Genomic DNA, 20,119 nt, shown 5'->3' on the forward strand with positions numbered 1-20,119 from the left:
GAAAATGTCAGTATTTCCAGAAGGTTTTTTATGGGGCGGCGCGCTTGCCGCCAACCAGTCTGAAGGTGCGTTCCGCGAAGGCGGCAAAGGACTGACCACGGTCGATATGATCCCGCACGGCGAGCATCGAATGGCGGTGAAACTGGGGCTGGAAAAACGTTTTCAGTTGCGCGATGACGAGTTTTATCCCAGCCATGAGGCGACGGATTTTTATCATCGTTATAAAGAAGATATCGCCCTGATGGCAGAGATGGGATTCAAAGTGTTCCGTACCTCAATTGCCTGGAGCCGCCTCTTCCCGCAGGGCGATGAACTGACGCCCAACCAGCAGGGCATTGCTTTTTACCGTTCTGTCTTTGAAGAGTGTAAAAAGTACGGTATCGAACCGCTGGTCACGTTGTGCCACTTCGATGTGCCGATGCATCTGGTCACCGAATATGGCTCCTGGCGTAACCGCAAGCTGGTGGAGTTTTTCAGCCGCTACGCCCGGACCTGCTTTGAAGCATTTGATGGCCTAGTGAAATACTGGCTCACCTTCAATGAAATCAACATTATGTTGCATAGCCCGTTCTCCGGCGCGGGTCTGGTGTTTGAAGAAGGCGAAAATCAGGATCAGGTGAAATATCAGGCTGCGCATCACCAACTGATTGCCAGTGCATTAGCCACCAAAATCGCCCATGAGGTTAACCCGCAAAATCAGGTGGGCTGTATGCTGGCTGGCGGTAACTTCTACCCTTACAGTTGCAAGCCGGAAGATGTCTGGGCGGCGCTGGAGAAAGACCGGGAAAACCTGTTTTTTATCGATGTGCAGGCGCGGGGCGCGTATCCGGCTTACTCTGCGCGCGTATTCCGCGAAAAAGGGGTAACCATAGATAAAGCGCCTGGCGATGATGAGATCCTGAAAAGCACCGTCGATTTTGTCTCCTTCAGCTATTACGCCTCGCGCTGCGCCTCGGCGGAGATGAACGCCAACAACAGCAGTGCGGCGAACGTGGTGAAATCGCTGCGTAACCCATATCTACAGGTAAGCGACTGGGGCTGGGGTATTGATCCACTCGGTCTGCGTATCACCATGAATATGATGTACGACCGTTATCAGAAGCCGCTGTTTCTGGTGGAAAACGGCCTCGGCGCAAAAGATGAATTTGCTGCCAATGGTGAGATTAACGACGACTATCGCATCAGCTATTTACGCGAACATATCCGCGCAATGGGCGAAGCGATTGCAGACGGCATTCCGCTGATGGGCTACACCACCTGGGGCTGTATTGATTTAGTTTCCGCCTCAACGGGTGAAATGAGCAAACGCTACGGTTTTGTCTACGTAGACCGTGACGACGCAGGCAACGGTACGCTGGCGCGCACGCGTAAGAAATCATTCTGGTGGTATAAAAAAGTGATTGCCAGTAACGGTGAAGATTTAGAGTAAGTAACAGTGCCGGATGCGGCGTGAACGCCTTATCCGGCCTACATGTCGCACGAACCAGGTAGGCCCGATAAGCGCAGCGCATCGGGCAATCTGGCGTTTGCTATCAGTTCTGATTCCCTCATCAAGAACATCCCTGTCCTGATTCCTTACTGAAAAACTACTCTTCTTCCACCGCTAACTGTGCGAAGCCGCCATTCCCTTCCCAGCCTTCCAGCCGTTGATAAACGGTTTCTACGGCGTCTTTAATCGGCTGGGTCATCGGGTAGTAAAAGCCGACGATATCCGGCTGGATGCCGAGGAAAATCACTTCGCCAATATCTTCTTTTAACTGGTCGATAAGGTAGTTCAGCGGCATGTTATGGGTAGTCATCATAAACATCTCGGCGATGTCATCCGGGTCGATGATGCGGATCTCGCCGGGGTTTAGCCCCATATCCGTGGCGTCGACAATCAGCAGTCGTGTCGGGCGCAGTTCGCGGATAGCGACAATGTCGTTTTCCGGTGCGCTACCGCCGTCAATCACCACCCAGTTACCTTTCGGCGCGGCGGCGCACTTTTCCGCCAGCAGCGGGCCTGCGCCATCATCGCCCATCATGCTATTGCCAACACAGAGTAAAACGTCAGTCACGCAATCTCCTCACCATCAAATAGATGGCGTTTTCCTGATGAATATCATGCAGCATACTTAACAGCATTGTACTCCATTCTTTCTGCTGCGAAGTTTGCGTTGCCCGGGCTTTATCGAATGCGTTGGCCAGCATCGGCACATGGTTAATGTCGATGACGATCTCACCATATTTCGGCACGCCTTCCATTTTGCGGCGGGCTTCGCTGCCCGCCTCCAGAGTGGCAATCCATGCCAGATATTCATCCCACGGGCAGGTGAGCGCCGCTTCCAGGCAATCGATAACCCCAAGGTGGTGACCAATCGCCAGGCTGTAATAGACCACCTGCTGCGCCTCGGCGGGCGTGGCATCGTTCTCATCAATAAATTTACGGCTCAGTTGACTGAACACCACCTTTTCACTCATCGGATACGCGCCTCTTCAACAACATGATTCAGATGGCTGACAATCTCGTTCAGACGCGGATCGTTTTCCGCTTCCAGCCAGCGTGCAACCTGCTCTTCGCCCTGCCCTAACTGTGTCAGGAAGTCATCGGCAATCTGGCGACCGTAACGGTAACCCGCCAGGCGGCGTGCTTCGCGATCTACTTTCACACGCAGCGGCTGCACCATATCGCCATGCAGGATCTCCGCCGGTTGTTCATCCTGCTCACCCGGCCCACGGGCGTGAATTTTCTGCTCCAGCAGGCCGAGCGCCATTGCAAAGCCGTATAGCGTAGCGGCAGGCGTTGGCGGGCAGCCCGGAATGTAGACATCCACCGGGACGATTTTATCCGTACCGCCCCACACGCAGTAGAGATCGTGGAAAATGCCACCGCTGTTACCGCAGGCACCGTAGGAGATACAGATTTTCGGGTCCGGCGCGGACTGCCACGCACGCAGCGCAGGGGATCGCATTGCACGGGTGACCGCGCCGGTAAACAGTAAAATATCCGCATGACGCGGTGAAGGAACGACTTTAATGCCGAAGCGTTCTGCATCGAACAGCGGCGACAAAGTGGCGAAAATTTCGATTTCGCAGCCGTTGCAGCCGCCGCAGTCCACGCGGTAAACGTAGGCAGAACGTTTGATTTTTTTCAGTAACGACGCCTTCATGCTGGCGATGGATTCATCCACCGTCATCGGGACCGGAATGCCGTTGGCGTCACGGGGGCCTAATAAATTGCTCATCAGATGGCCTCTTTCATATGGCGAGTCAGTTCAATACGGTCGGACGGCACCAGGCATTTCTGGCGCTTACATTCCGGGCAAGTCTCAAAGCTTTCGCGGTGGTTTTCCGCGCGACTGTCACCATTGTGCTTAAGCAGTGCAATGGCGTAGTCGATCTCTTTCTGGACGGCGAAAGGACGATTACAGATGCGGCAGTTACACAGCGCGAAACGGGACTGTTGCAGGAAGTCTTCTTTCTTCCACACCGCCAGTTCGTACTCTTGCGACAGTTTGATCGCCGCCGTCGGGCAGACTTCTTCGCAGCGTCCACAGAAGATGCAGCGTCCAAGATTGAACTCCCAGGCAAGCTCTCCTGTGGCGAGGTCGGTTTCAACCGTTAAGGCGTTTGACGGGCAGGCATTGACGCAGGCCGCGCAGCCGATGCACTGCTGCGGGTTCTGCTCTGGCTTACCACGGAAGTTTTTATCAACCGCAATCGGCTCCAGCGGATAAGACGAGGTCGCCGTGCCGGTTTTGATGACTTTTTTGATAAAGGTAAACATGGCGATTCCTTATTTCAGCGGCGAGTTTTTACGCTCAATGCTGTAACGCTCGAGTTCTTTGTACGGCACCACTTTGCTCTTCTTCTTACGTACATCGACCACGGTCATGCGGTCGGTACAGGAGTAGCAAGGGTCCAGGCTACCGATAATCAGCGGCGCATCGGAAACAGTGTTGCCACGCAGCATGTAGCGCAGGGTCGGCCAGTTCGCGTAGGTCGCGGCACGGCAGCGCCAGCGGTACAGCTTCTGGTTGTCGCCGGTCATGCTCCAGTGGATATCGTCGCCGCGCGGCGCTTCGGCAAAGCCCAGCGCAAAACGGTGCGGAATATAGGTAAAGCCTTCCACCATCAGCGGACCGCCCGGCAGGTTATCCAGACCGTAGTCGATCATGTTCAGCGCGGTATAGACTTCGTTGATACGAACTTTCAGACGGGAAATAACGTCGCAGCCCTGCTCGCTGTGGACTTCCATTGGCAGTAGGCCATAACCAACAAACGGGTGATCGGCACGGGTATCGCGGGCGTGACCGCTGGCGCGGACCATCGGGCCAACGTTACTGAAATCGCGGGCGATTTCCGGGTCCAGACGACCAATGCCGACAGTACGCTGTTCCATATTCGGTGTGCTCAGCAGCACATCCACCAGCTCCTGCACTTCACGACGCATCTGTTGCGCCAGCTGGCGGGTCTGGATCATGTCATCTTTCAGCAGATCGCGACGAATCCCGCCGATCAGGTTCAGGCCGTAGGTTTTACGCGCACCGGTGAGGATCTCTGCCATTTTCATGGAGGTTTCACGCACGCGGAAGAACTGCATAAAGCCGGAGTCGAAACCGGTAAAGTGACAGGCGAGGCCGAGGTTGAGCAGATGCGAGTGCAGGCGTTCTACCTCCAGCAGAATGGCGCGGATCATCTGCGCACGTTCTGGCACCTGAATACCCATCGCGTTTTCCACCGACGTGGTGTAGGCGGTGCTGTGAGCAAAGCCGCAGATCCCGCACACACGGTCAGAGAGGAAGGTCACTTCGTTGTAACCCATGCGGGTTTCCGCCAGTTTTTCCATGCCGCGATGGACATAGAACAGGCGGTAGTCGGCGTCGATAATGTTTTCGCCATCGACGAACAGACGGAAGTGGCCCGGTTCGTCAGAAGTGACGTGCAGCGGACCAATCGGCACGACGTTGTTTTTCTTGTCGCCCAGTTCGTTGATAAACTCGTAGGTTTCAGCATCGGTAGTCGGTGCCGGACGCTGACGATAATCCATGCTGTCTTTACGCAGCGGATAAAGTTCATCCGGCCAGTCATCCGGCAGCACCAGACGACGTTCATCCGGAAGCCCTACCGGAATCAAACCGTACATATCGCGCACTTCACGCTCGCCCCACACCGCCGCCGGAACGCGCGGCGTCACGGACGGATACTCCGGTTTGTTGGCGTCAACTTCAACGCGCACGGTTATCCAGCATTTGGTGCCCTTCTCCATCGACAGCACGTAGTAAACGGCGTAATGACCATTCAGTTTGCGTTCGTCGTTACCAAACAGCACCGACAGCCAGCCCCCCTGCTTGTAGTAGAGAAACTCCACCACTTCCGGCAGGTAGTTCACCTTCACGGTCACGGTCAGCTGATCTTTGGTCTGCCAGGCGTGGTCCAGCACGACGCCCGGAAATGCCTCATTCAGCGCGGCGAGATAATGTTGACCTAATTTTTCTTCAGACATGCTCAAACTCTCTTTAATCACGCCGCCAGCAAGGAGACGAACGCTAAAAATGCAAAGCCAAACCCAGCCCAGGTAATGCGCGGAGTAATATCAAGACGCAGACGGGCCATGCTGTTTTCGAACAGCGCGATAACCAGGACGCCAACCACCAGTTTGACGATGGCAATCACCAACGCCAGCAGCAGCCCACCGACGGTGAAGGTTTCCATTTGTCCCCACGGAATAAACACCCCGACGAACATCTGCAGCACCACCAACTGTTTCAGGCTGATACCCCATTTCATGACGCCAAAGCCGCTGCCGCTGTACTCAGAGAGCGGACCTTCCTGCAACTCCTGCTCGGCTTCCGCCAGGTCGAACGGCAGTTTGCCCATTTCGATAAAAGTGGCGAACGCACAGGCACAAAGCGCCAGCACCAGCGGGATGCTCTGGCTCAGCGGCCAGTGATAAACGGTGTCGGTGATGTTGCTGATGTTGGTGGAACCGGCAACCTGTGCGGCAACCCACAGACCAAGCAGCAACATCGGTTCGACCAGCACGCCAAGCATCGCTTCACGGCTCGCGCCGATAGCGGTAAACGGGCTACCGGTATCCAGACCAGAAATAGCAAAGAAGAAACGCGCGATGGCAAAGAGATACAGTAAAGTGATCAAATCGCCCAGCTGCGGCAGCGGAGAACCAACGGTCACCACCGGCAGCGCAGTAGCGATAGTCAGCATGACGCCCACCATCACATACGGCGTCAGGCGGAACACCCAGCCGGAGGCATCCGGGCCAACGCTCTGGCGACCCAGCAGTTTGATAATGTCGCGATACTCCTGCAACACGCCCGGCCCGCGACGGTTATGCAAGCGGGCACGCGCCACGCGGGTTATACCGGAGAGCAGCGGCGCAACGGCAAATAACACCAGCGCCTGAATTAACGGATATAAAACACTCATTCTCAGGCTCCTCGTGAAACAATAATCACCACCAGTACCGCCAGTTCAACCAGCGCCATCCGGCGGAACAGCAACGCACTCCCCTCGCACTGCCAGCCCGGCACCAGCGACACCGGATTCAGCCATTTGCGCAGTTTCAGCACTGGCGCAAACGCCTGTTTCACCGGCATGGCAAAACCGTGAGCAGTAATCACCATTGATTTTTCATGGTCGTAGCCGCACACCCAGGCCGCGCCGCGGGAACGCGACGGCAAACGATCGCCTTTGCAAATCGCCATAATGATGAATGGCAGCAGCGGGCAGGCAATCAGCAGCAACGTGATCATGGGTTGAGAAACGGTGGTGTTAGCAGGCTCCAGCGGCAGAGGTACAGCAGCAGAGAGCATCGGCAGCAGCCACGGCGCAGCAACACCGCCAATGACGCAGCAAATCGCCAGTGCCACCACGCTTACGCTCATCAGGAGCGGCGCACAGGTGGCGTTTTCGGCTTCTTTGGTACGCGGCGCGCCGAGGAACGTGACGCCATAGACTTTCGCCATACACATCACCGCCAGCGCACCGGTAATTGCCAGACCCACAGCGAGCAGCGGCCCCAGCAGACGGGCAACAAACGCGCCACTATTGCTCAGCTTGAAGAAGGATTGATAGATAACCCATTCCCCGGCAAACCCGTTCAGCGGCGGCAGCGCAGCCATTGCCATCAGCCCGACTAACATGGCGATGGAGATAACCGGCATTTTCTTGCCAATACCACCGAGTTTTTCGATATCGCGATGACCGGTACGGAACCAGACGCTCCCCGCCCCGAGGAACAGTACGCTTTTGAACAGGCTATGGTTAAGCAGATGGTACAGACCACCGACCAGGCCAAGAGCAATCAGCGCCGGTTGTTCGAGCGCGATACCCGTTACGCCAGCGCCCAGCCCCAGCAGGATAATGCCGATATTCTCCAGGGTGTGGTAAGCCAGCAGGCGCTGGATGTTGTGTTCCATCAACGCATACAGACCACCGACGAACGCGGTGATCATGCCGAGCACCAGCAGCGCGATCCCCCACCACAGCGGTGCATTACCGCCCAGCAGCGACAGGGTTAAAATGCCCAGCAGGCCAATTTTCATGACTACCGTAGAAAACAACGCGGCAGCTGGCGCAGAGGCGTTAGCATGTGCCTGCGGCACCCAGCCGTGCAGCGGAATAATCCCGGCCAGCAGGCCAAAGCCAATCACACCGAGCAGCCAGATATCGGAACCGAGCGGCAGCTGTTGCATACGCATATCCAGCAGGCGCAGATCCAGCGTGCCGTAACGCTGCCACAGCAGCCAGCAGGCAATCGCCAGCAGCAGAGTGCCAAGACGCCCCAGCGCAAACCACAGTTTGCCCTCTTTGCTGTTGCTGGTGAGGAACACCGCACACAGGGCCATGATTTCGGCCATTACCACGAACATGCCGAGGTTGCTGGCGATGACGGCACAGACGGCGGCAGCCATCAACATATTGATCTGCAAGCCGTTGCATTTCACCTGCGCGTGGCGATGCCAGTCAATGTTGTAGAGGCTGACAAACAGACCGCACAGGCCGAGCGTAATCAGCCAAATCGCGTTAAGCGGAGAGATTTGCACATCGTAGCTTACCAGCGACAGCGCACCGCTCACGCCAACCGCACCAGTCAGCACAGTGAAGCCCGCGGCTGCCGTATACAGGCTACCCACCGCGCCGCCAATTCCGGCTATCCAGCCACTCAGCGCCTTTTGAAAAGAAAAGAGAAATGCCAGAACAGCGGCGGCGGCAAACCACGCCACGCCACTATTGATCAGGGAAATTGCGCTCATTTAGCCTCTCCACTTTGAGCCTGCTGAAACAAGGTGAGATCGCCAAAGTCCGTGTTAAAAGTCAGCTCACGCTTACGTTTGCTGACGCGGGCGATATCGGTGTTATCCACCAGATGCAGGGCTTTAGTCGGGCACATCCGCACGCAGGCCGGACCTTGTTCATCAAAACTACAAAGGTCACATTTGACGGCGATCGCGCGAATACCTGGCACCCAGTCAAGCAATGTGCTGACACGCGCCGGAGCAGGCGGTGCCGGTGGCGCTTTCGGGGTATTGGCATTTGCCGGAATATCCAGCGGACGGCTGCCGGAAAATTCAATTGCGCCAAACGGGCAGGCGATGCCGCACAGTTTGCAGCTTACGCACAGACTTTCATTCAACTGCACGGCCCCATCAACGCGGGTGATGGCGTTAACCGGGCAGACCACCGCACAGGGCGCATCTTCACAGTGGTGACAGAGCTGCGGCGCAGATTCTTTTTCATTCAGCATCACTCTCAGGCGCGGCATTGATTGCAGGCCGTGCTGGCGATGCGTCTCTGAACAGGCGGCCTCACAAGTGTGGCAGCCGATACAGAGCGTGGAGTCAGCAATTACAAAACGATTCACCAGGCATTCCTCAGGTGATTGTCATTTTTGACGAAAACATGCCGATGAAATGTCATTTTCGACACTCATCGACACGCCCATCCCCAAACAGGCGTAACGCCTGCAAAACGGGCAAAGCCTCAGCTCATGCTGCCGGGCTTTGTCCCTTTACCAGTTGGCTTAAATTCACCGGCACATTGTTTTCAATGGCGGTATATAAGCTGTCGTAAACGCCAGCGATTTTTTCGAGATAGTGTTCCAGAACCTGTTCGCGATCGCGGATGTTGACCTTGCCATCAATCATGCCGTCAATGCTCAGTTGCGCCTGCGCAATCCGCTGTTTGTCTTCACCATCTTTTGTTTCGACGTAATACTCGATGGTGTGGCTGTTAAAGCCATCCGCCAGGGTGACGTAAATACGAAAATGTTCAAAAAGGACGAAACAGAGTTCTTTGTCCGGCGCGCAGCTCATGGCGTGATGCAGGCGCGCTTTCGATAACGTGATCCCCTGAACCAGCGAATTGCAGTAGATGTGCCACTGGTCCTGTAGGCGACGATGCCGCTGTGCGATGTAATCGGCTTTCTCGCTTATTTCCCAAATAGTCATTGTCAGGTTACCCGTTTAACAGAGATGTCAGCTTTAAGCATTTTCTGTGCCAACTTTTAATTTATTGTTATTAAAGCGATTTTTAAGCTAAAGATGAATTTCGTCGCCGTGTCGACGTGTCATTTCGACATCATCGACATTATTCACTGCAGGGATAATCAACACTGGCACAATTATTGCTTGTAGCTGGCAATAGTTAATGGGAGGCGATATGCACGAAATAACCCTCTGCCAACGGGCACTGGAATTGATCGAACAGCAGGCCGCAAAACACGGCGCAAAACGCGTAACTGGGGTCTGGCTCAAAATTGGCGCATTTTCTTGTGTCGAAACCAGCTCTCTTGCCTTTTGTTTTGATCTGGTTTGCCGCGGCAGCGTGGCGGAAGGTTGTAAACTGCACCTCGAAGAACAAGAGGCCGAATGCTGGTGTGAAACATGCCAACAGTATGTGACGCTACTGACCCAACGCGTCCGCCGCTGTCCACAGTGTCATGGTGACATGCTACAGATTGTGGCAGACGACGGTTTACAGATTCGGCGGATAGAAATAGACCAGGAGTGAGCGATGTGTACAACATGCGGTTGCGGTGAAGGCAACCTGTATATCGAGGGTGATGAACATAACCCTCATTCCGCGTTTCGTAGCGCGCCATTTGCCCCGGCGGCACGCCCGAAGATGAAAATCACCGGCATTAAAGCGCCTGAATTTACCCCCAGCCAGACTGAAGAAGGCGACCTGCATTACGGTCATGGCGAAGCGGGTACTCACGCGCCGGGCATGAGCCAGCGTCGGATGCTGGAAGTCGAAATTGACGTGCTGGACAAAAATAACCGTCTGGCTGAACGCAACCGCGCGCGCTTTGCTGCCCGCAAGCAACTGGTGCTCAACCTGGTTTCCAGCCCTGGTTCAGGTAAAACCACCCTGCTGACGGAAACTTTAATGCGCCTGAAAGACAGCGTTCCGTGCGCGGTTATTGAAGGCGATCAGCAAACCGTGAACGATGCCGCACGCATTCGCGCTACCGGCACACCAGCGATTCAGGTGAATACCGGTAAAGGCTGCCATCTTGACGCACAGATGATTGCCGACGCCGCACCGCGCCTGCCACTGGACGATAACGGTATTCTGTTTATCGAAAACGTCGGCAACCTCGTGTGCCCGGCCAGCTTCGATCTCGGTGAAAAACACAAAGTGGCGGTGCTTTCCGTTACCGAAGGTGAAGACAAACCGCTGAAATATCCGCATATGTTTGCCGCAGCTTCGCTGATGCTGCTCAACAAAGTTGACTTGCTGCCGTATCTCAACTTTGACGTTGAGAAGTGCATCGCCTGCGCCCGCGAAGTCAATCCAGAAATTGAAATCATCCTTATTTCCGCCTCCAGCGGCGAAGGGATGGACCAGTGGCTGAACTGGCTGGAGACACAGCGATGTGCATAGGCGTTCCCGGGCAGATCCGCACCATTGACGGCAACCAGGCGAAAGTCGACGTCTGCGGCATTCAGCGCGACGTCGATTTAACGTTAGTCGGCAGCTGCGATGAAAACGGTCAGCCACGCGTGGGCCAGTGGGTACTGGTTCACGTTGGCTTTGCCATGAGCGTAATTAATGAAGCCGAAGCGCGCGACACTCTCGACGCCTTACAAAACATGTTTGACGTTGAGCCGGATGTCGGTGCGCTGTTGTATGGCGAGGAAAAATAATGCGTTTTGTTGATGAATATCGCGCGCCGGAACAGGTGATGCAGTTAATTGAGCATCTGCGCGAACGTGCTTCACATCTCTCTTACACCGCCGAACGCCCTCTGCGGATTATGGAAGTGTGCGGTGGTCATACCCACGCCATTTTTAAATTCGGCCTCGACCAGTTGCTGCCGGAAAACGTTGAGTTTATCCACGGTCCCGGTTGCCCGGTGTGTGTACTGCCGATGGGTAGAATCGACACCTGCGTGGAGATTGCCAGCCATCCGGAAGTCATCTTCTGTACCTTTGGCGACGCCATGCGCGTGCCGGGGAAACAGGGATCGCTGTTGCAGGCAAAAGCACGCGGTGCCGATGTGCGCATCGTTTACTCGCCGATGGATGCGTTGAAACTGGCGCAGGAGAATCCAACCCGCAAAGTGGTGTTCTTCGGCTTAGGTTTTGAAACCACCATGCCGACGACGGCCATCACTCTGCAACAGGCGAAAGCGCGTGATGTGCAGAATTTTTACTTCTTCTGCCAGCATATTACGCTTATCCCGACGCTGCGCAGTTTGCTGGAAGAGCCGGATAACGGTATCGACGCGTTTCTTGCGCCCGGTCACGTTAGTATGGTTATCGGCACTGATGCCTATAATTTTATCGCCAGCGATTTTCATCGTCCGCTGGTGGTCGCTGGTTTCGAACCCCTTGATCTACTGCAAGGCGTGGTGATGCTGGTGGAGCAGAAAATAGCGGCCCACAGCAAGGTTGAGAATCAGTATCGTCGGGTGGTGCCGGATGCCGGTAACCTGCTGGCGCAACAGGCGATTGCCGATGTGTTCTGTGTCAACGGCGACAGCGAATGGCGCGGCTTAGGCGTGATTGAATCTTCTGGTGTACACCTGACGCCGGATTATCAACGATTCGATGCCGAAGCGCATTTCCGCCCGGCACCGCAGCAGGTCTGCGATGACCCGCGCGCACGTTGTGGCGAAGTATTAACGGGCAAATGTAAGCCGCATCAATGCCCGCTGTTTGGTAACACCTGTAATCCTCAAACCGCGTTTGGTGCGCTGATGGTTTCCTCCGAAGGAGCGTGCGCCGCGTGGTATCAGTATCGTCAGCAGGAGAGTGAAGCGTGAATAATATCCAACTCGCCCACGGTAGCGGCGGCCAGGCGATGCAGCAATTAATCAACAGCCTGTTTATGGAAGCCTTTGCCAACCCGTGGCTGGCAGAGCAGGAAGATCAGGCACGTCTTGATCTGGCGCAGCTGGTAGCGGAAGGCGACCGTCTGGCGTTCTCCACCGACAGTTACGTCATTGACCCGCTGTTCTTTCCTGGCGGTAATATCGGCAAGCTGGCGATTTGCGGCACCGCGAATGACGTTGCGGTCAGTGGCGCTATTCCGCGCTATCTCTCCTGTGGCTTTATCCTCGAAGAAGGATTGCCGATGGAGACACTGAAAGCCGTAGTGACCAGCATGGCAGAAACCGCCCGCGCGGCAGGCATTGCCATCGTCACTGGCGATACTAAAGTGGTGCAGCGCGGCGCGGCAGATAAACTGTTTATCAACACCGCTGGCATGGGCGCAATTCCGGCGAATATTCACTGGGGCGCACAGACGCTAACCGCAGGCGATGTATTGCTGGTTAGCGGTACACTCGGGGACCACGGGGCGACTATCCTTAACCTGCGTGAGCAACTGGGGCTGGACGGCGAACTAGTCAGCGACTGCGCGGTACTAACGCCGCTTATTCAGACGCTGCGTGACATTCCCGGCGTGAAAGCGCTGCGTGATGCCACCCGTGGTGGTGTGAACGCGGTAGTTCATGAGTTCGCGGCAGCCTGCGGTTGCGGTATTGAAATTTCAGAAGCGGCACTGCCGGTTAAACCTGCTGTGCGCGGCGTTTGCGAACTGCTGGGACTGGACGCCCTTAACTTTGCCAACGAAGGCAAACTGGTGATCGCCGTTGAACGCAACGCGGCAGAGCAAGTGCTGGCAGCGTTACATTCCCATCCACTGGGAAAAGACGCGGCGCTGATTGGTGAAGTGGTGGAACGTAAAGGTGTTCGTCTTGCCGGTCTGTATGGCGTGAAACGAACCCTCGATCTACCGCACGCCGAACCGCTTCCGCGTATATGCTAATAAAATTCTAAATCTCCTATAGTTAGTCAATGACCTTTTGCACCGCTTTGCGGTGCTTTCCTGGAAGAACAAAATGTCATATACACCGATGAGTGATCTCGGACAACAAGGGTTGTTCGACATCACTCGGACACTATTGCAGCAGCCCGATCTGGCCTCGCTGTGTGAGGCTCTTTCGCAACTGGTAAAGCGTTCTGCGCTCGCCGACAACGCGGCTATTGTGTTGTGGCAAGCGCAGACTCAACGTGCGTCTTATTACGCATCGCGTGAAAAAGACACCCCCATTAAATATGAAGACGAAACTGTTCTGGCACACGGTCCGGTACGCAGCATTTTGTCGCGCCCTGATACGCTGCATTGCAGTTACGAAGAATTTTGTGAAACCTGGCCGCAGCTGGCCGCAGGTGGGCTATACCCCAAATTTGGTCACTATTGCCTGATGCCACTGGCGGCGGAAGGGCATATTTTTGGTGGCTGTGAATTTATTCGTTATGACGATCGCCCCTGGAGCGAAAAAGAGTTCAATCGTCTGCAAACATTTACGCAGATCGTTTCTGTCGTCACCGAACAAATCCAGAGCCGCGTCGTCAATAATGTCGACTATGAGTTGTTATGCCGGGAGCGCGATAACTTCCGCATCCTGGTTGCCATTACCAACGCGGTGCTTTCCCGCCTGGATATGGACGAACTGGTCAGCGAAGTCGCCAAAGAAATCCATTACTACTTCGACATTGACGATATCAGCATCGTCTTACGCAGCCACCGTAAAAACAAACTCAACATCTACTCCACTCACTATCTTGATAAACAACATCCCGCCCACGAACAGAGCGAAGTCGATGAAGCCGGAACCCTCACCGAACGCGTGTTCAAAAGTAAAGAGATGCTGCTGATTAATCTCCACGAGCGGGATGATTTAGCCCCCTACGAACGCATGTTGTTCGACACCTGGGGCAACCAGATTCAAACCTTGTGCCTGTTACCGCTGATGTCTGGCGACACCATGCTGGGCGTGCTGAAACTGGCGCAATGCGAAGAGAAAGTGTTTACCACTACTAATCTGAATTTACTGCGCCAGATTGCCGAACGTGTGGCAATCGCTGTCGATAACGCCCTCGCCTATCAGGAAATCCATCGTCTGAAAGAACGGCTGGTTGATGAAAACCTCGCCCTGACCGAGCAGCTCAACAATGTTGATAGTGAATTTGGCGAGATTATTGGCCGCAGCGAAGCCATGTACAGCGTGCTTAAACAAGTTGAAATGGTGGCGCAAAGTGACAGTACCGTGCTGATCCTCGGTGAAACTGGCACGGGTAAAGAGCTGATTGCCCGCGCGATCCATAATCTCAGTGGGCGTAATAATCGCCGCATGGTCAAAATGAACTGCGCGGCGATGCCTGCCGGATTGCTGGAAAGCGATCTGTTTGGTCATGAGCGTGGGGCTTTTACCGGTGCCAGCGCCCAGCGCATTGGTCGTTTTGAACTGGCGGATAAAAGCTCTCTGTTCCTCGACGAAGTGGGCGATATGCCACTGGAGTTACAGCCGAAGTTGCTGCGTGTATTGCAGGAACAGGAGTTTGAACGCCTCGGCAGCAACAAAATCATTCAGACGGACGTGCGTCTAATCGCCGCGACTAACCGCGATCTGAAAAAAATGGTCGCCGACCGAGAGTTCCGTAGCGATCTCTATTACCGCCTGAACGTATTCCCGATCCACCTGCCGCCACTACGCGAGCGTCCGGAAGATATTCCGCTGCTGGCGAAAGCCTTTACCTTCAAAATTGCCCGTCGTCTGGGGCGCAATATCGACAGCATTCCTGCCGAGACGCTGCGCACCTTGAGCAACATGGAGTGGCCGGGTAACGTACGCGAACTGGAAAACGTCATTGAGCGCGCGGTATTGCTAACACGCGGCAACGTGCTGCAGCTGTCATTGCCAGATATTGCTTTACCGGAGCCTGAAACGCCGCCTGCCGCAACGGTTGTCGCTCAGGAGGGCGAAGATGAATATCAGTTGATTGTTCGCGTGCTGAAAGAAACTAACGGCGTGGTTGCCGGGCCTAAAGGCGCTGCGCAACGTCTGGGGCTGAAACGCACGACCCTGCTGTCACGGATGAAGCGACTGGGAATTGATAAATCGGCATTGATTTAACAGATGTGGTTATACTCGATCAACATTCAATGAAAGGAGGCAGTATGGCAGTTTCAGCAAGAAATCAATTAACCGGAACAGTTAGCGCAGTAGCAATGGGCGCTGTGAATGATGAAGTAGAACTGACGCTGGCAGGTGGTGCAAAGCTGGTGGCAATTGTGACTCACAGCAGCCAGCAAGCGCTGGGTCTGGCGAAAGGGAAAGAAGCGATTGCCCTGATTAAAGCCCCGTGGGTAACGCTGGCAACGGAAGACTGTGGACTGAAATTCTCTGCTCGCAACCAGTTTGCTGGCAGCGTGTCGACAATCACCGAAGGCGCAGTGAACGCCACTGTCCATATCAAAACGGATGCGGGTTTTGAAATTGTGGCAGTGGTAACAAATGAAAGTAAGGATGAAATGAAACTCACCACTGGCTCGCGCGTTATTGCATTGATCAAAGCATCAGCCATCCTGATTGCCACCAAAGCGTAAGCGCCTTATTTGCCGGAGAGTATGGCTCTCCGGCAGATTTATTTCTTTGGACGATATTTTTCTGGCAACTCCGGCACCGGACGCTTGTCATCGATGAGATGACGCACGGTTAAGATCGGATGACGCCACAGCATTCTCGGCCCGGCCCAACGCATAATCTGTTTCATCTCTTCACGCTTTGCAGGCTGGTAACAGTGCACCGGACACTGCTTACAGGCTGGTTTCTCTTCGCCGAACACACATTTATCCAGCCGCTTTTGCGCGTAGGCAAACAGCGCGTCGTAATGCTCCGGCTCCGCTGACGCCTGCGGGCATTTCGCTTGATAAAGATCGATCATTTTTTTAATCGTCAGTTTTTCACGAGAGATACGCTTGCCGGACATGCTGCCTCCATACTCTTAAGGTGTATTTATATTACAACTTAATTTGAAAGGGGACTATGGCTCTGAAGGAGGAGGTTTATTCAACCGACGCAATTTTGCGTACTTGCTTCATAAGCATCACGCAAAAGCTGCAAAACAGCATCTTTCCCGGAATCACCATCAAGAACTCGCCGTTCGCTTCTTCCCCTGAAATGATTAACTCCGGTATCATGTGCGCCTTATGTGATTACAACGAAAATAAAAACCATCACACCCCATTTAATATCAGGGAACCGGACATAACCCCATGAGTGCAATAGAAAATTTCGATGCCCATACGCCCATGATGCAGCAGTATCTCAAGCTGAAAGCCCAGCATCCCGAGATCCTGCTGTTTTACCGGATGGGTGATTTTTATGAACTGTTTTATGACGATGCAAAACGCGCGTCGCAGCTGCTGGATATTTCACTGACCAAACGCGGTGCTTCCGCGGGAGAGCCGATCCCGATGGCGGGGATCCCCTACCATGCGGTGGAAAACTACCTCGCCAAACTGGTGAATCAGGGCGAGTCCGTTGCCATCTGCGAACAAATTGGCGATCCGGCGACCAGCAAAGGTCCAGTTGAGCGCAAAGTTGTGCGTATCGTTACGCCAGGCACCATCAGCGATGAAGCCCTGTTACAAGAGCGCCAGGACAATCTGCTGGCGGCTATCTGGCAGGACAGTAAAGGTTTCGGCTACGCGACGCTGGATATCAGTTCCGGTCGTTTTCGCCTGAGCGAACCGGCTGACCGGGAAACGATGGCGGCAGAACTGCAACGCACTAATCCGGCGGAACTGCTATATGCAGAAGATTTTGCTGAGATGTCGCTGATTGAAGGTCGTCGCGGTCTGCGCCGTCGTCCGCTGTGGGAGTTTGAAATCGACACCGCGCGCCAGCAGTTGAATCTGCAATTTGGCACCCGCGATCTGGTCGGTTTTGGCGTCGAGAACGCGCCGCGCGGACTTTGTGCTGCCGGTTGTCTGTTGCAGTATGCGAAAGATACCCAACGTACGACTCTGCCGCATATTCGTTCTATCACTATGGAACGTGAGCAGGACAGCATCATTATGGATGCCGCGACGCGTCGTAACCTGGAAATTACCCAGAACCTGGCGGGCGGTGCGGAAAACACGCTGGCTTCAGTGCTCGACTGCACTGTAACGCCGATGGGTAGTCGTATGCTGAAACGCTGGCTGCATATGCCAGTGCGCGATACCCGCGTGTTGCTTGAGCGCCAGCAAACTATTGGCGCATTGCAGGATTTCACCGCCGAGCTACAGCCGGTGCTGCGTCAGGTCGGCGACCTGGAACGTATTCTGGCGCGTCTGGCTTTACGAACTGCTCGCCCACGCGATCTGGCCCGTATGCGTCACGCTTTCCAGCAACTGCCGGAGCTGCGTGCGCAGTTAGAAAATGTCGATAGCGCTCCGGTACAGGCGCTACGTGAAAAAATGGGCGAGTTTGCCGAGCTGCGCGATCTGCTGGAGCGGGCAATCATCGACACACCGCCAGTGCTGGTACGCGACGGTGGTGTTATCGCATCGGGCTATAACGAAGAGCTGGATGAGTGGCGCGCGCTGGCTGACGGCGCGACCGATTATCTGGAGCGTCTGGAAGTCCGCGAGCGTGAACGTACTGGCCTGGACACGCTGAAAGTCGGCTTTAACGCGGTTCATGGTTATTACATTCAGATCAGCCGTGGACAAAGCCATCTGGCACCCATCAACTACATGCGTCGCCAGACGCTGAAAAACGCCGAGCGCTACATCATTCCAGAGCTAAAAGAGTACGAAGATAAAGTTCTCACCTCAAAAGGCAAAGCACTGGCACTGGAAAAACAACTTTATGAAGAGCTGTTCGACCTGCTGTTGCCGCATCTGGAAGCGTTGCAACAGAGCGCGAGCGCGCTGGCGGAACTTGATGTGCTGGTTAACCTGGCGGAACGGGCCTATACCCTGAACTACACCTGCCCGACCTTCATTGATAAACCGGGTATTCGCATCACCGAAGGTCGCCATCCGGTGGTTGAACAGGTACTGAACGAGCCATTTATCGCCAACCCGCTGAACCTGTCGCCGCAGCGTCGCATGTTGATCATTACCGGTCCGAATATGGGCGGTAAAAGTACCTATATGCGCCAGACCGCACTGATTGCGCTGATGGCCTACATCGGCAGCTATGTACCGGCACAAAAAGTCGAGATTGGACCTATCGACCGTATCTTCACCCGCGTAGGGGCAGCGGATGATCTGGCATCCGGGCGTTCAACCTTTATGGTGGAGATGACCGAAACCGCCAATATTCTGCATAACGCCACCGAGTACAGTCTGGTGCTGATGGATGAGATTGGGCGCGGGACGTCCACTTACGATGGTCTGTCGCTGGCGTGGGCGTGCGCGGAAAATCTGGCGAATAAGATTAAAGCGTTGACGTTGTTTGCCACCCACTATTTCGAGCTGACCCAGTTACCGGAGAAAATGGAAGGCGTCGCCAACGTGCATCTCGATGCACTGGAGCACGGCGACACCATTGCCTTTATGCACAGCGTGCAGGATGGCGCGGCGAGCAAAAGCTACGGCCTGGCGGTTGCAGCTCTGGCGGGCGTGCCAAAAGAGGTTATTAAGCGCGCACGGCAAAAACTGCGTGAGCTGGAAAGCATTTCGCCGAACGCCGCCGCGACACAGGTCGATGGCACGCAGATGTCGCTGCTTTCAGTGCCGGAAGAAACCTCGCCCGCGGTGGAAGCGCTGGAAAATCTCGACCCGGATTCACTCACTCCGCGCCAGGCGCTGGAGTGGATTTATCGGTTGAAGAGTCTGGTATAATATTAATGAGCCCCGATTAAACTTCGGGGCTCATATATCTCTTATCCGATAGATAAAAAAGGAGTAAAATAAACACTATTAAGAACAAAACATTCAAGAAAAAAATGAGAATAACGATTGCATCAATAATTTTAATAATTAGCGCCACTGCAATAGGTGCCGAAGATACCCCTTCACATTTTGATATTCCCGAGCAAGTATTAAATAATATTACGAAGGAATCACGAAATAAACTGCAGGATATCATTGCCAAGGCTCAACATGGCGATAAAGCCTCACAAACGGTGATGGGACTCATATACCTGAATGGTCTATCTGAAAGTCCTTCAGTGAAGGATATAAACAAAGCATTTTATTGGCTCAACCTTGCAGCAAAGCAAAATTATGATGAAGCTGAATTTTACTTAGGACAGATTTATCATTACGGATATGATAATACGGGGCCTAACTATCGTATTGCGATATACTGGTATGAGAAAGCGGCAGAAAAAGGGAATGAACAAGCTCAAATAAACTGTGCGAATATTTATCAATTTGGCCCACAGGAATTCCAAAACATTAACAAAGCCAAGTATTGGCTTAAGAAAGCAGTACAGAAGGACAATCCTATTGCACATGCAAACTTAGGGATTATCGGAATTCAAGAGAATAAGTATGCTGAAGCTATCCCTCACTTAAAAATAGCGGCAGAAAAGGGTCAGCGACTCGGCCAATATAATTACGGGACACTTTTTTTTAATGGTCAGGGCGTTCCCAAAGATATACGACAGGCTAAATACTGGTTTGAGAAAGCTGCTACTCAAAACTTACCTATTGCACAAATTACTTTAGGACAAATTTATGCCTGGGGGCTTGATGGAAATGGCATAAATAAAGAAGAAGCGTTGCTCTGGTTAAATAAAGCCAAAGCCCAAGGTCAATTTACTGATAAACAGATCAACGCCATTATTTCAAAAAAAATAGACTAACTCCAAACCAAAATGCT

General features: G+C 53.9%; 21 protein-coding genes. 10 read left to right on the forward strand and 11 right to left on the reverse strand.

The window, feature by feature from the left end; translation table 11 throughout:
* Positions 1-4: 4 nt before the first annotated feature.
* Entirely contained in the window at positions 5-1,429 is a 1,425-nt protein-coding gene (ascB, locus tag ACJHYR_RS02795) for a 6-phospho-beta-glucosidase AscB (protein WP_000110329.1), read from the forward strand.
* A gap of 157 nt (positions 1,430-1,586) precedes the next feature.
* Here the strand turns inward: ascB and hycI are convergent, their stop codons facing one another.
* The 9 genes from hycI to hycA form a co-directional block, all read right to left on the reverse strand.
* Positions 1,587-2,057, reverse strand: coding sequence for a hydrogenase maturation peptidase HycI (gene hycI, locus ACJHYR_RS02800; protein WP_000132961.1), 471 nt, complete (start codon positions 2,055-2,057; stop codon positions 1,587-1,589).
* The gene (hycH, locus tag ACJHYR_RS02805) at positions 2,050-2,460 is read right to left on the reverse strand and encodes a formate hydrogenlyase assembly protein HycH (RefSeq protein ID WP_001291922.1); all 411 of its coding nucleotides are present in this window, start codon (positions 2,458-2,460) and stop codon (positions 2,050-2,052) included. Before hycH ends, hycI begins: the two co-directional genes overlap by 8 nt.
* Positions 2,457-3,224 carry a formate hydrogenlyase subunit HycG gene (gene hycG / locus ACJHYR_RS02810; protein ID WP_000067399.1) on the reverse strand — a complete coding sequence of 256 codons (768 nt, stop codon included), beginning with the start codon at positions 3,222-3,224 and terminating at the stop codon, positions 2,457-2,459. Before hycG ends, hycH begins: the two co-directional genes overlap by 4 nt.
* Positions 3,224-3,766: a formate hydrogenlyase subunit HycF gene (gene hycF, locus ACJHYR_RS02815; protein WP_000493782.1), complete on the reverse strand. Its 543-nt coding sequence runs from the start codon at positions 3,764-3,766 to the stop codon at positions 3,224-3,226. The genes hycG and hycF overlap by 1 nt, the downstream gene beginning before the upstream one ends.
* A 9-nt stretch (positions 3,767-3,775) precedes the next feature.
* Positions 3,776-5,485 carry a formate hydrogenlyase subunit HycE gene (gene hycE, locus ACJHYR_RS02820; RefSeq protein WP_001288122.1) on the reverse strand — a complete coding sequence of 570 codons (1,710 nt, stop codon included), beginning with the start codon at positions 5,483-5,485 and terminating at the stop codon, positions 3,776-3,778.
* 17 nt (positions 5,486-5,502) lie between these two features.
* Positions 5,503-6,426: a formate hydrogenlyase subunit HycD gene (gene hycD, locus ACJHYR_RS02825; RefSeq protein ID WP_000115226.1), complete on the reverse strand. Its 924-nt coding sequence runs from the start codon at positions 6,424-6,426 to the stop codon at positions 5,503-5,505.
* 2 nt (positions 6,427-6,428) lie between these two features.
* Positions 6,429-8,255 carry a formate hydrogenlyase subunit 3 gene (hycC, locus tag ACJHYR_RS02830; RefSeq protein WP_001274370.1) on the reverse strand — a complete coding sequence of 609 codons (1,827 nt, stop codon included), beginning with the start codon at positions 8,253-8,255 and terminating at the stop codon, positions 6,429-6,431.
* Positions 8,252-8,863, reverse strand: coding sequence for a formate hydrogenlyase subunit HycB (gene hycB, locus ACJHYR_RS02835; protein WP_001079186.1), 612 nt, complete (start codon positions 8,861-8,863; stop codon positions 8,252-8,254). The genes hycC and hycB overlap by 4 nt, the downstream gene beginning before the upstream one ends.
* Before the next feature lie 124 nt (positions 8,864-8,987).
* Positions 8,988-9,449, reverse strand: coding sequence for a formate hydrogenlyase regulator HycA (hycA, locus tag ACJHYR_RS02840; RefSeq protein WP_000158056.1), 462 nt, complete (start codon positions 9,447-9,449; stop codon positions 8,988-8,990).
* Positions 9,450-9,660: 211 nt separating this feature from the next.
* Between hycA and hypA the strand changes: the two genes are divergently transcribed.
* The 7 genes from hypA to ACJHYR_RS02875 all read left to right on the forward strand — a co-directional run bounded on the left by hypA (position 9,661) and on the right by ACJHYR_RS02875 (position 15,903).
* Entirely contained in the window at positions 9,661-10,011 is a 351-nt protein-coding gene (gene hypA, locus ACJHYR_RS02845) for a hydrogenase maturation nickel metallochaperone HypA (protein WP_001299100.1), read from the forward strand.
* A 3-nt stretch (positions 10,012-10,014) separates the two neighbouring features.
* A complete protein-coding gene (gene hypB, locus ACJHYR_RS02850) occupies positions 10,015-10,887 on the forward strand; it encodes a hydrogenase nickel incorporation protein HypB (protein WP_059327678.1) in 873 nt (290 codons plus the stop codon).
* On the forward strand, positions 10,878-11,150 hold the full coding sequence (hypC, locus tag ACJHYR_RS02855) for a hydrogenase 3 maturation protein HypC (protein WP_000334881.1): 273 nt from the start codon (positions 10,878-10,880) through the stop codon (positions 11,148-11,150). Before hypB ends, hypC begins: the two co-directional genes overlap by 10 nt.
* The gene (gene hypD / locus ACJHYR_RS02860; protein WP_001212973.1) at positions 11,150-12,271 is read left to right on the forward strand and encodes a hydrogenase formation protein HypD; all 1,122 of its coding nucleotides are present in this window, start codon (positions 11,150-11,152) and stop codon (positions 12,269-12,271) included. The genes hypC and hypD overlap by 1 nt, the downstream gene beginning before the upstream one ends.
* Positions 12,268-13,278 (forward strand): hydrogenase maturation carbamoyl dehydratase HypE, encoded by a 1,011-nt coding sequence (hypE, locus tag ACJHYR_RS02865; RefSeq protein ID WP_001059912.1) that lies wholly within the window; start codon positions 12,268-12,270, stop codon positions 13,276-13,278. The genes hypD and hypE overlap by 4 nt, the downstream gene beginning before the upstream one ends.
* A 73-nt stretch (positions 13,279-13,351) precedes the next feature.
* Positions 13,352-15,430 (forward strand): formate hydrogenlyase transcriptional activator FlhA, encoded by a 2,079-nt coding sequence (flhA, locus tag ACJHYR_RS02870; protein WP_001301446.1) that lies wholly within the window; start codon positions 13,352-13,354, stop codon positions 15,428-15,430.
* Positions 15,431-15,474: 44 nt separating this feature from the next.
* The gene (locus ACJHYR_RS02875; RefSeq protein WP_072837437.1) at positions 15,475-15,903 is read left to right on the forward strand and encodes a molybdopterin-binding protein; all 429 of its coding nucleotides are present in this window, start codon (positions 15,475-15,477) and stop codon (positions 15,901-15,903) included.
* A gap of 38 nt (positions 15,904-15,941) precedes the next feature.
* Here ACJHYR_RS02875 and ACJHYR_RS02880 read toward each other — a convergent pair whose 3' ends face one another.
* On the reverse strand, positions 15,942-16,286 hold the full coding sequence (locus ACJHYR_RS02880; protein ID WP_000015479.1) for a nitrous oxide-stimulated promoter family protein: 345 nt from the start codon (positions 16,284-16,286) through the stop codon (positions 15,942-15,944).
* A gap of 76 nt (positions 16,287-16,362) precedes the next feature.
* On the reverse strand, positions 16,363-16,497 hold the full coding sequence (locus ACJHYR_RS02885) for a hypothetical protein (RefSeq protein WP_000611937.1): 135 nt from the start codon (positions 16,495-16,497) through the stop codon (positions 16,363-16,365).
* A gap of 75 nt (positions 16,498-16,572) precedes the next feature.
* Here ACJHYR_RS02885 and mutS point away from each other — a divergent pair, with 75 nt between their 5' ends.
* Both mutS and ACJHYR_RS02895 read left to right on the forward strand, forming a co-directional pair.
* Positions 16,573-19,134, forward strand: coding sequence for a DNA mismatch repair protein MutS (gene mutS / locus ACJHYR_RS02890; RefSeq protein WP_001272891.1), 2,562 nt, complete (start codon positions 16,573-16,575; stop codon positions 19,132-19,134).
* A 104-nt stretch (positions 19,135-19,238) separates the two neighbouring features.
* Complete coding sequence (locus ACJHYR_RS02895) at positions 19,239-20,102, forward strand: tetratricopeptide repeat protein (RefSeq protein WP_001223107.1); 864 nt, start codon at positions 19,239-19,241, stop codon at positions 20,100-20,102.
* Positions 20,103-20,119: the final 17 nt, after the last annotated feature.

Origin of the sequence: Escherichia sp. WS1450 (genome assembly GCF_046487395.1) — a bacterium.
Lineage (GTDB): Bacteria > Pseudomonadota > Gammaproteobacteria > Enterobacterales > Enterobacteriaceae > Escherichia > Escherichia coli.

What these genes read in the sequence shown, in the direction of transcription:
- ascB (WP_000110329.1), top strand. Translation starts at nt 5, where the DNA reads ATGTCAGTATTTCCAGAAGGTTTTTTATGGGGCGGCGCGCTTGCCGCC.
- hycH (WP_001291922.1), bottom strand. Translation starts at nt 2,460, where the DNA reads ATGAGTGAAAAGGTGGTGTTCAGTCAACTGAGCCGTAAATTTATTGAT.
- hycG (WP_000067399.1), bottom strand. Translation starts at nt 3,224, where the DNA reads ATGAGCAATTTATTAGGCCCCCGTGACGCCAACGGCATTCCGGTCCCG.
- hycF (WP_000493782.1), bottom strand. Translation starts at nt 3,766, where the DNA reads ATGTTTACCTTTATCAAAAAAGTCATCAAAACCGGCACGGCGACCTCG.
- hycE (WP_001288122.1), bottom strand. Translation starts at nt 5,485, where the DNA reads ATGTCTGAAGAAAAATTAGGTCAACATTATCTCGCCGCGCTGAATGAG.
- hycD (WP_000115226.1), bottom strand. Translation starts at nt 6,426, where the DNA reads ATGAGTGTTTTATATCCGTTAATTCAGGCGCTGGTGTTATTTGCCGTT.
- hycC (WP_001274370.1), bottom strand. Translation starts at nt 8,255, where the DNA reads ATGAGCGCAATTTCCCTGATCAATAGTGGCGTGGCGTGGTTTGCCGCC.
- hycA (WP_000158056.1), bottom strand. Translation starts at nt 9,449, where the DNA reads ATGACTATTTGGGAAATAAGCGAGAAAGCCGATTACATCGCACAGCGG.
- hypA (WP_001299100.1), top strand. Translation starts at nt 9,661, where the DNA reads ATGCACGAAATAACCCTCTGCCAACGGGCACTGGAATTGATCGAACAG.
- hypB (WP_059327678.1), top strand. Translation starts at nt 10,015, where the DNA reads ATGTGTACAACATGCGGTTGCGGTGAAGGCAACCTGTATATCGAGGGT.
- hypC (WP_000334881.1), top strand. Translation starts at nt 10,878, where the DNA reads ATGTGCATAGGCGTTCCCGGGCAGATCCGCACCATTGACGGCAACCAG.
- hypD (WP_001212973.1), top strand. Translation starts at nt 11,150, where the DNA reads ATGCGTTTTGTTGATGAATATCGCGCGCCGGAACAGGTGATGCAGTTA.
- flhA (WP_001301446.1), top strand. Translation starts at nt 13,352, where the DNA reads ATGTCATATACACCGATGAGTGATCTCGGACAACAAGGGTTGTTCGAC.
- ACJHYR_RS02875 (WP_072837437.1), top strand. Translation starts at nt 15,475, where the DNA reads ATGGCAGTTTCAGCAAGAAATCAATTAACCGGAACAGTTAGCGCAGTA.
- ACJHYR_RS02880 (WP_000015479.1), bottom strand. Translation starts at nt 16,286, where the DNA reads ATGTCCGGCAAGCGTATCTCTCGTGAAAAACTGACGATTAAAAAAATG.
- ACJHYR_RS02885 (WP_000611937.1), bottom strand. Translation starts at nt 16,497, where the DNA reads ATGATACCGGAGTTAATCATTTCAGGGGAAGAAGCGAACGGCGAGTTC.
- mutS (WP_001272891.1), top strand. Translation starts at nt 16,573, where the DNA reads ATGAGTGCAATAGAAAATTTCGATGCCCATACGCCCATGATGCAGCAG.
- ACJHYR_RS02895 (WP_001223107.1), top strand. Translation starts at nt 19,239, where the DNA reads ATGAGAATAACGATTGCATCAATAATTTTAATAATTAGCGCCACTGCA.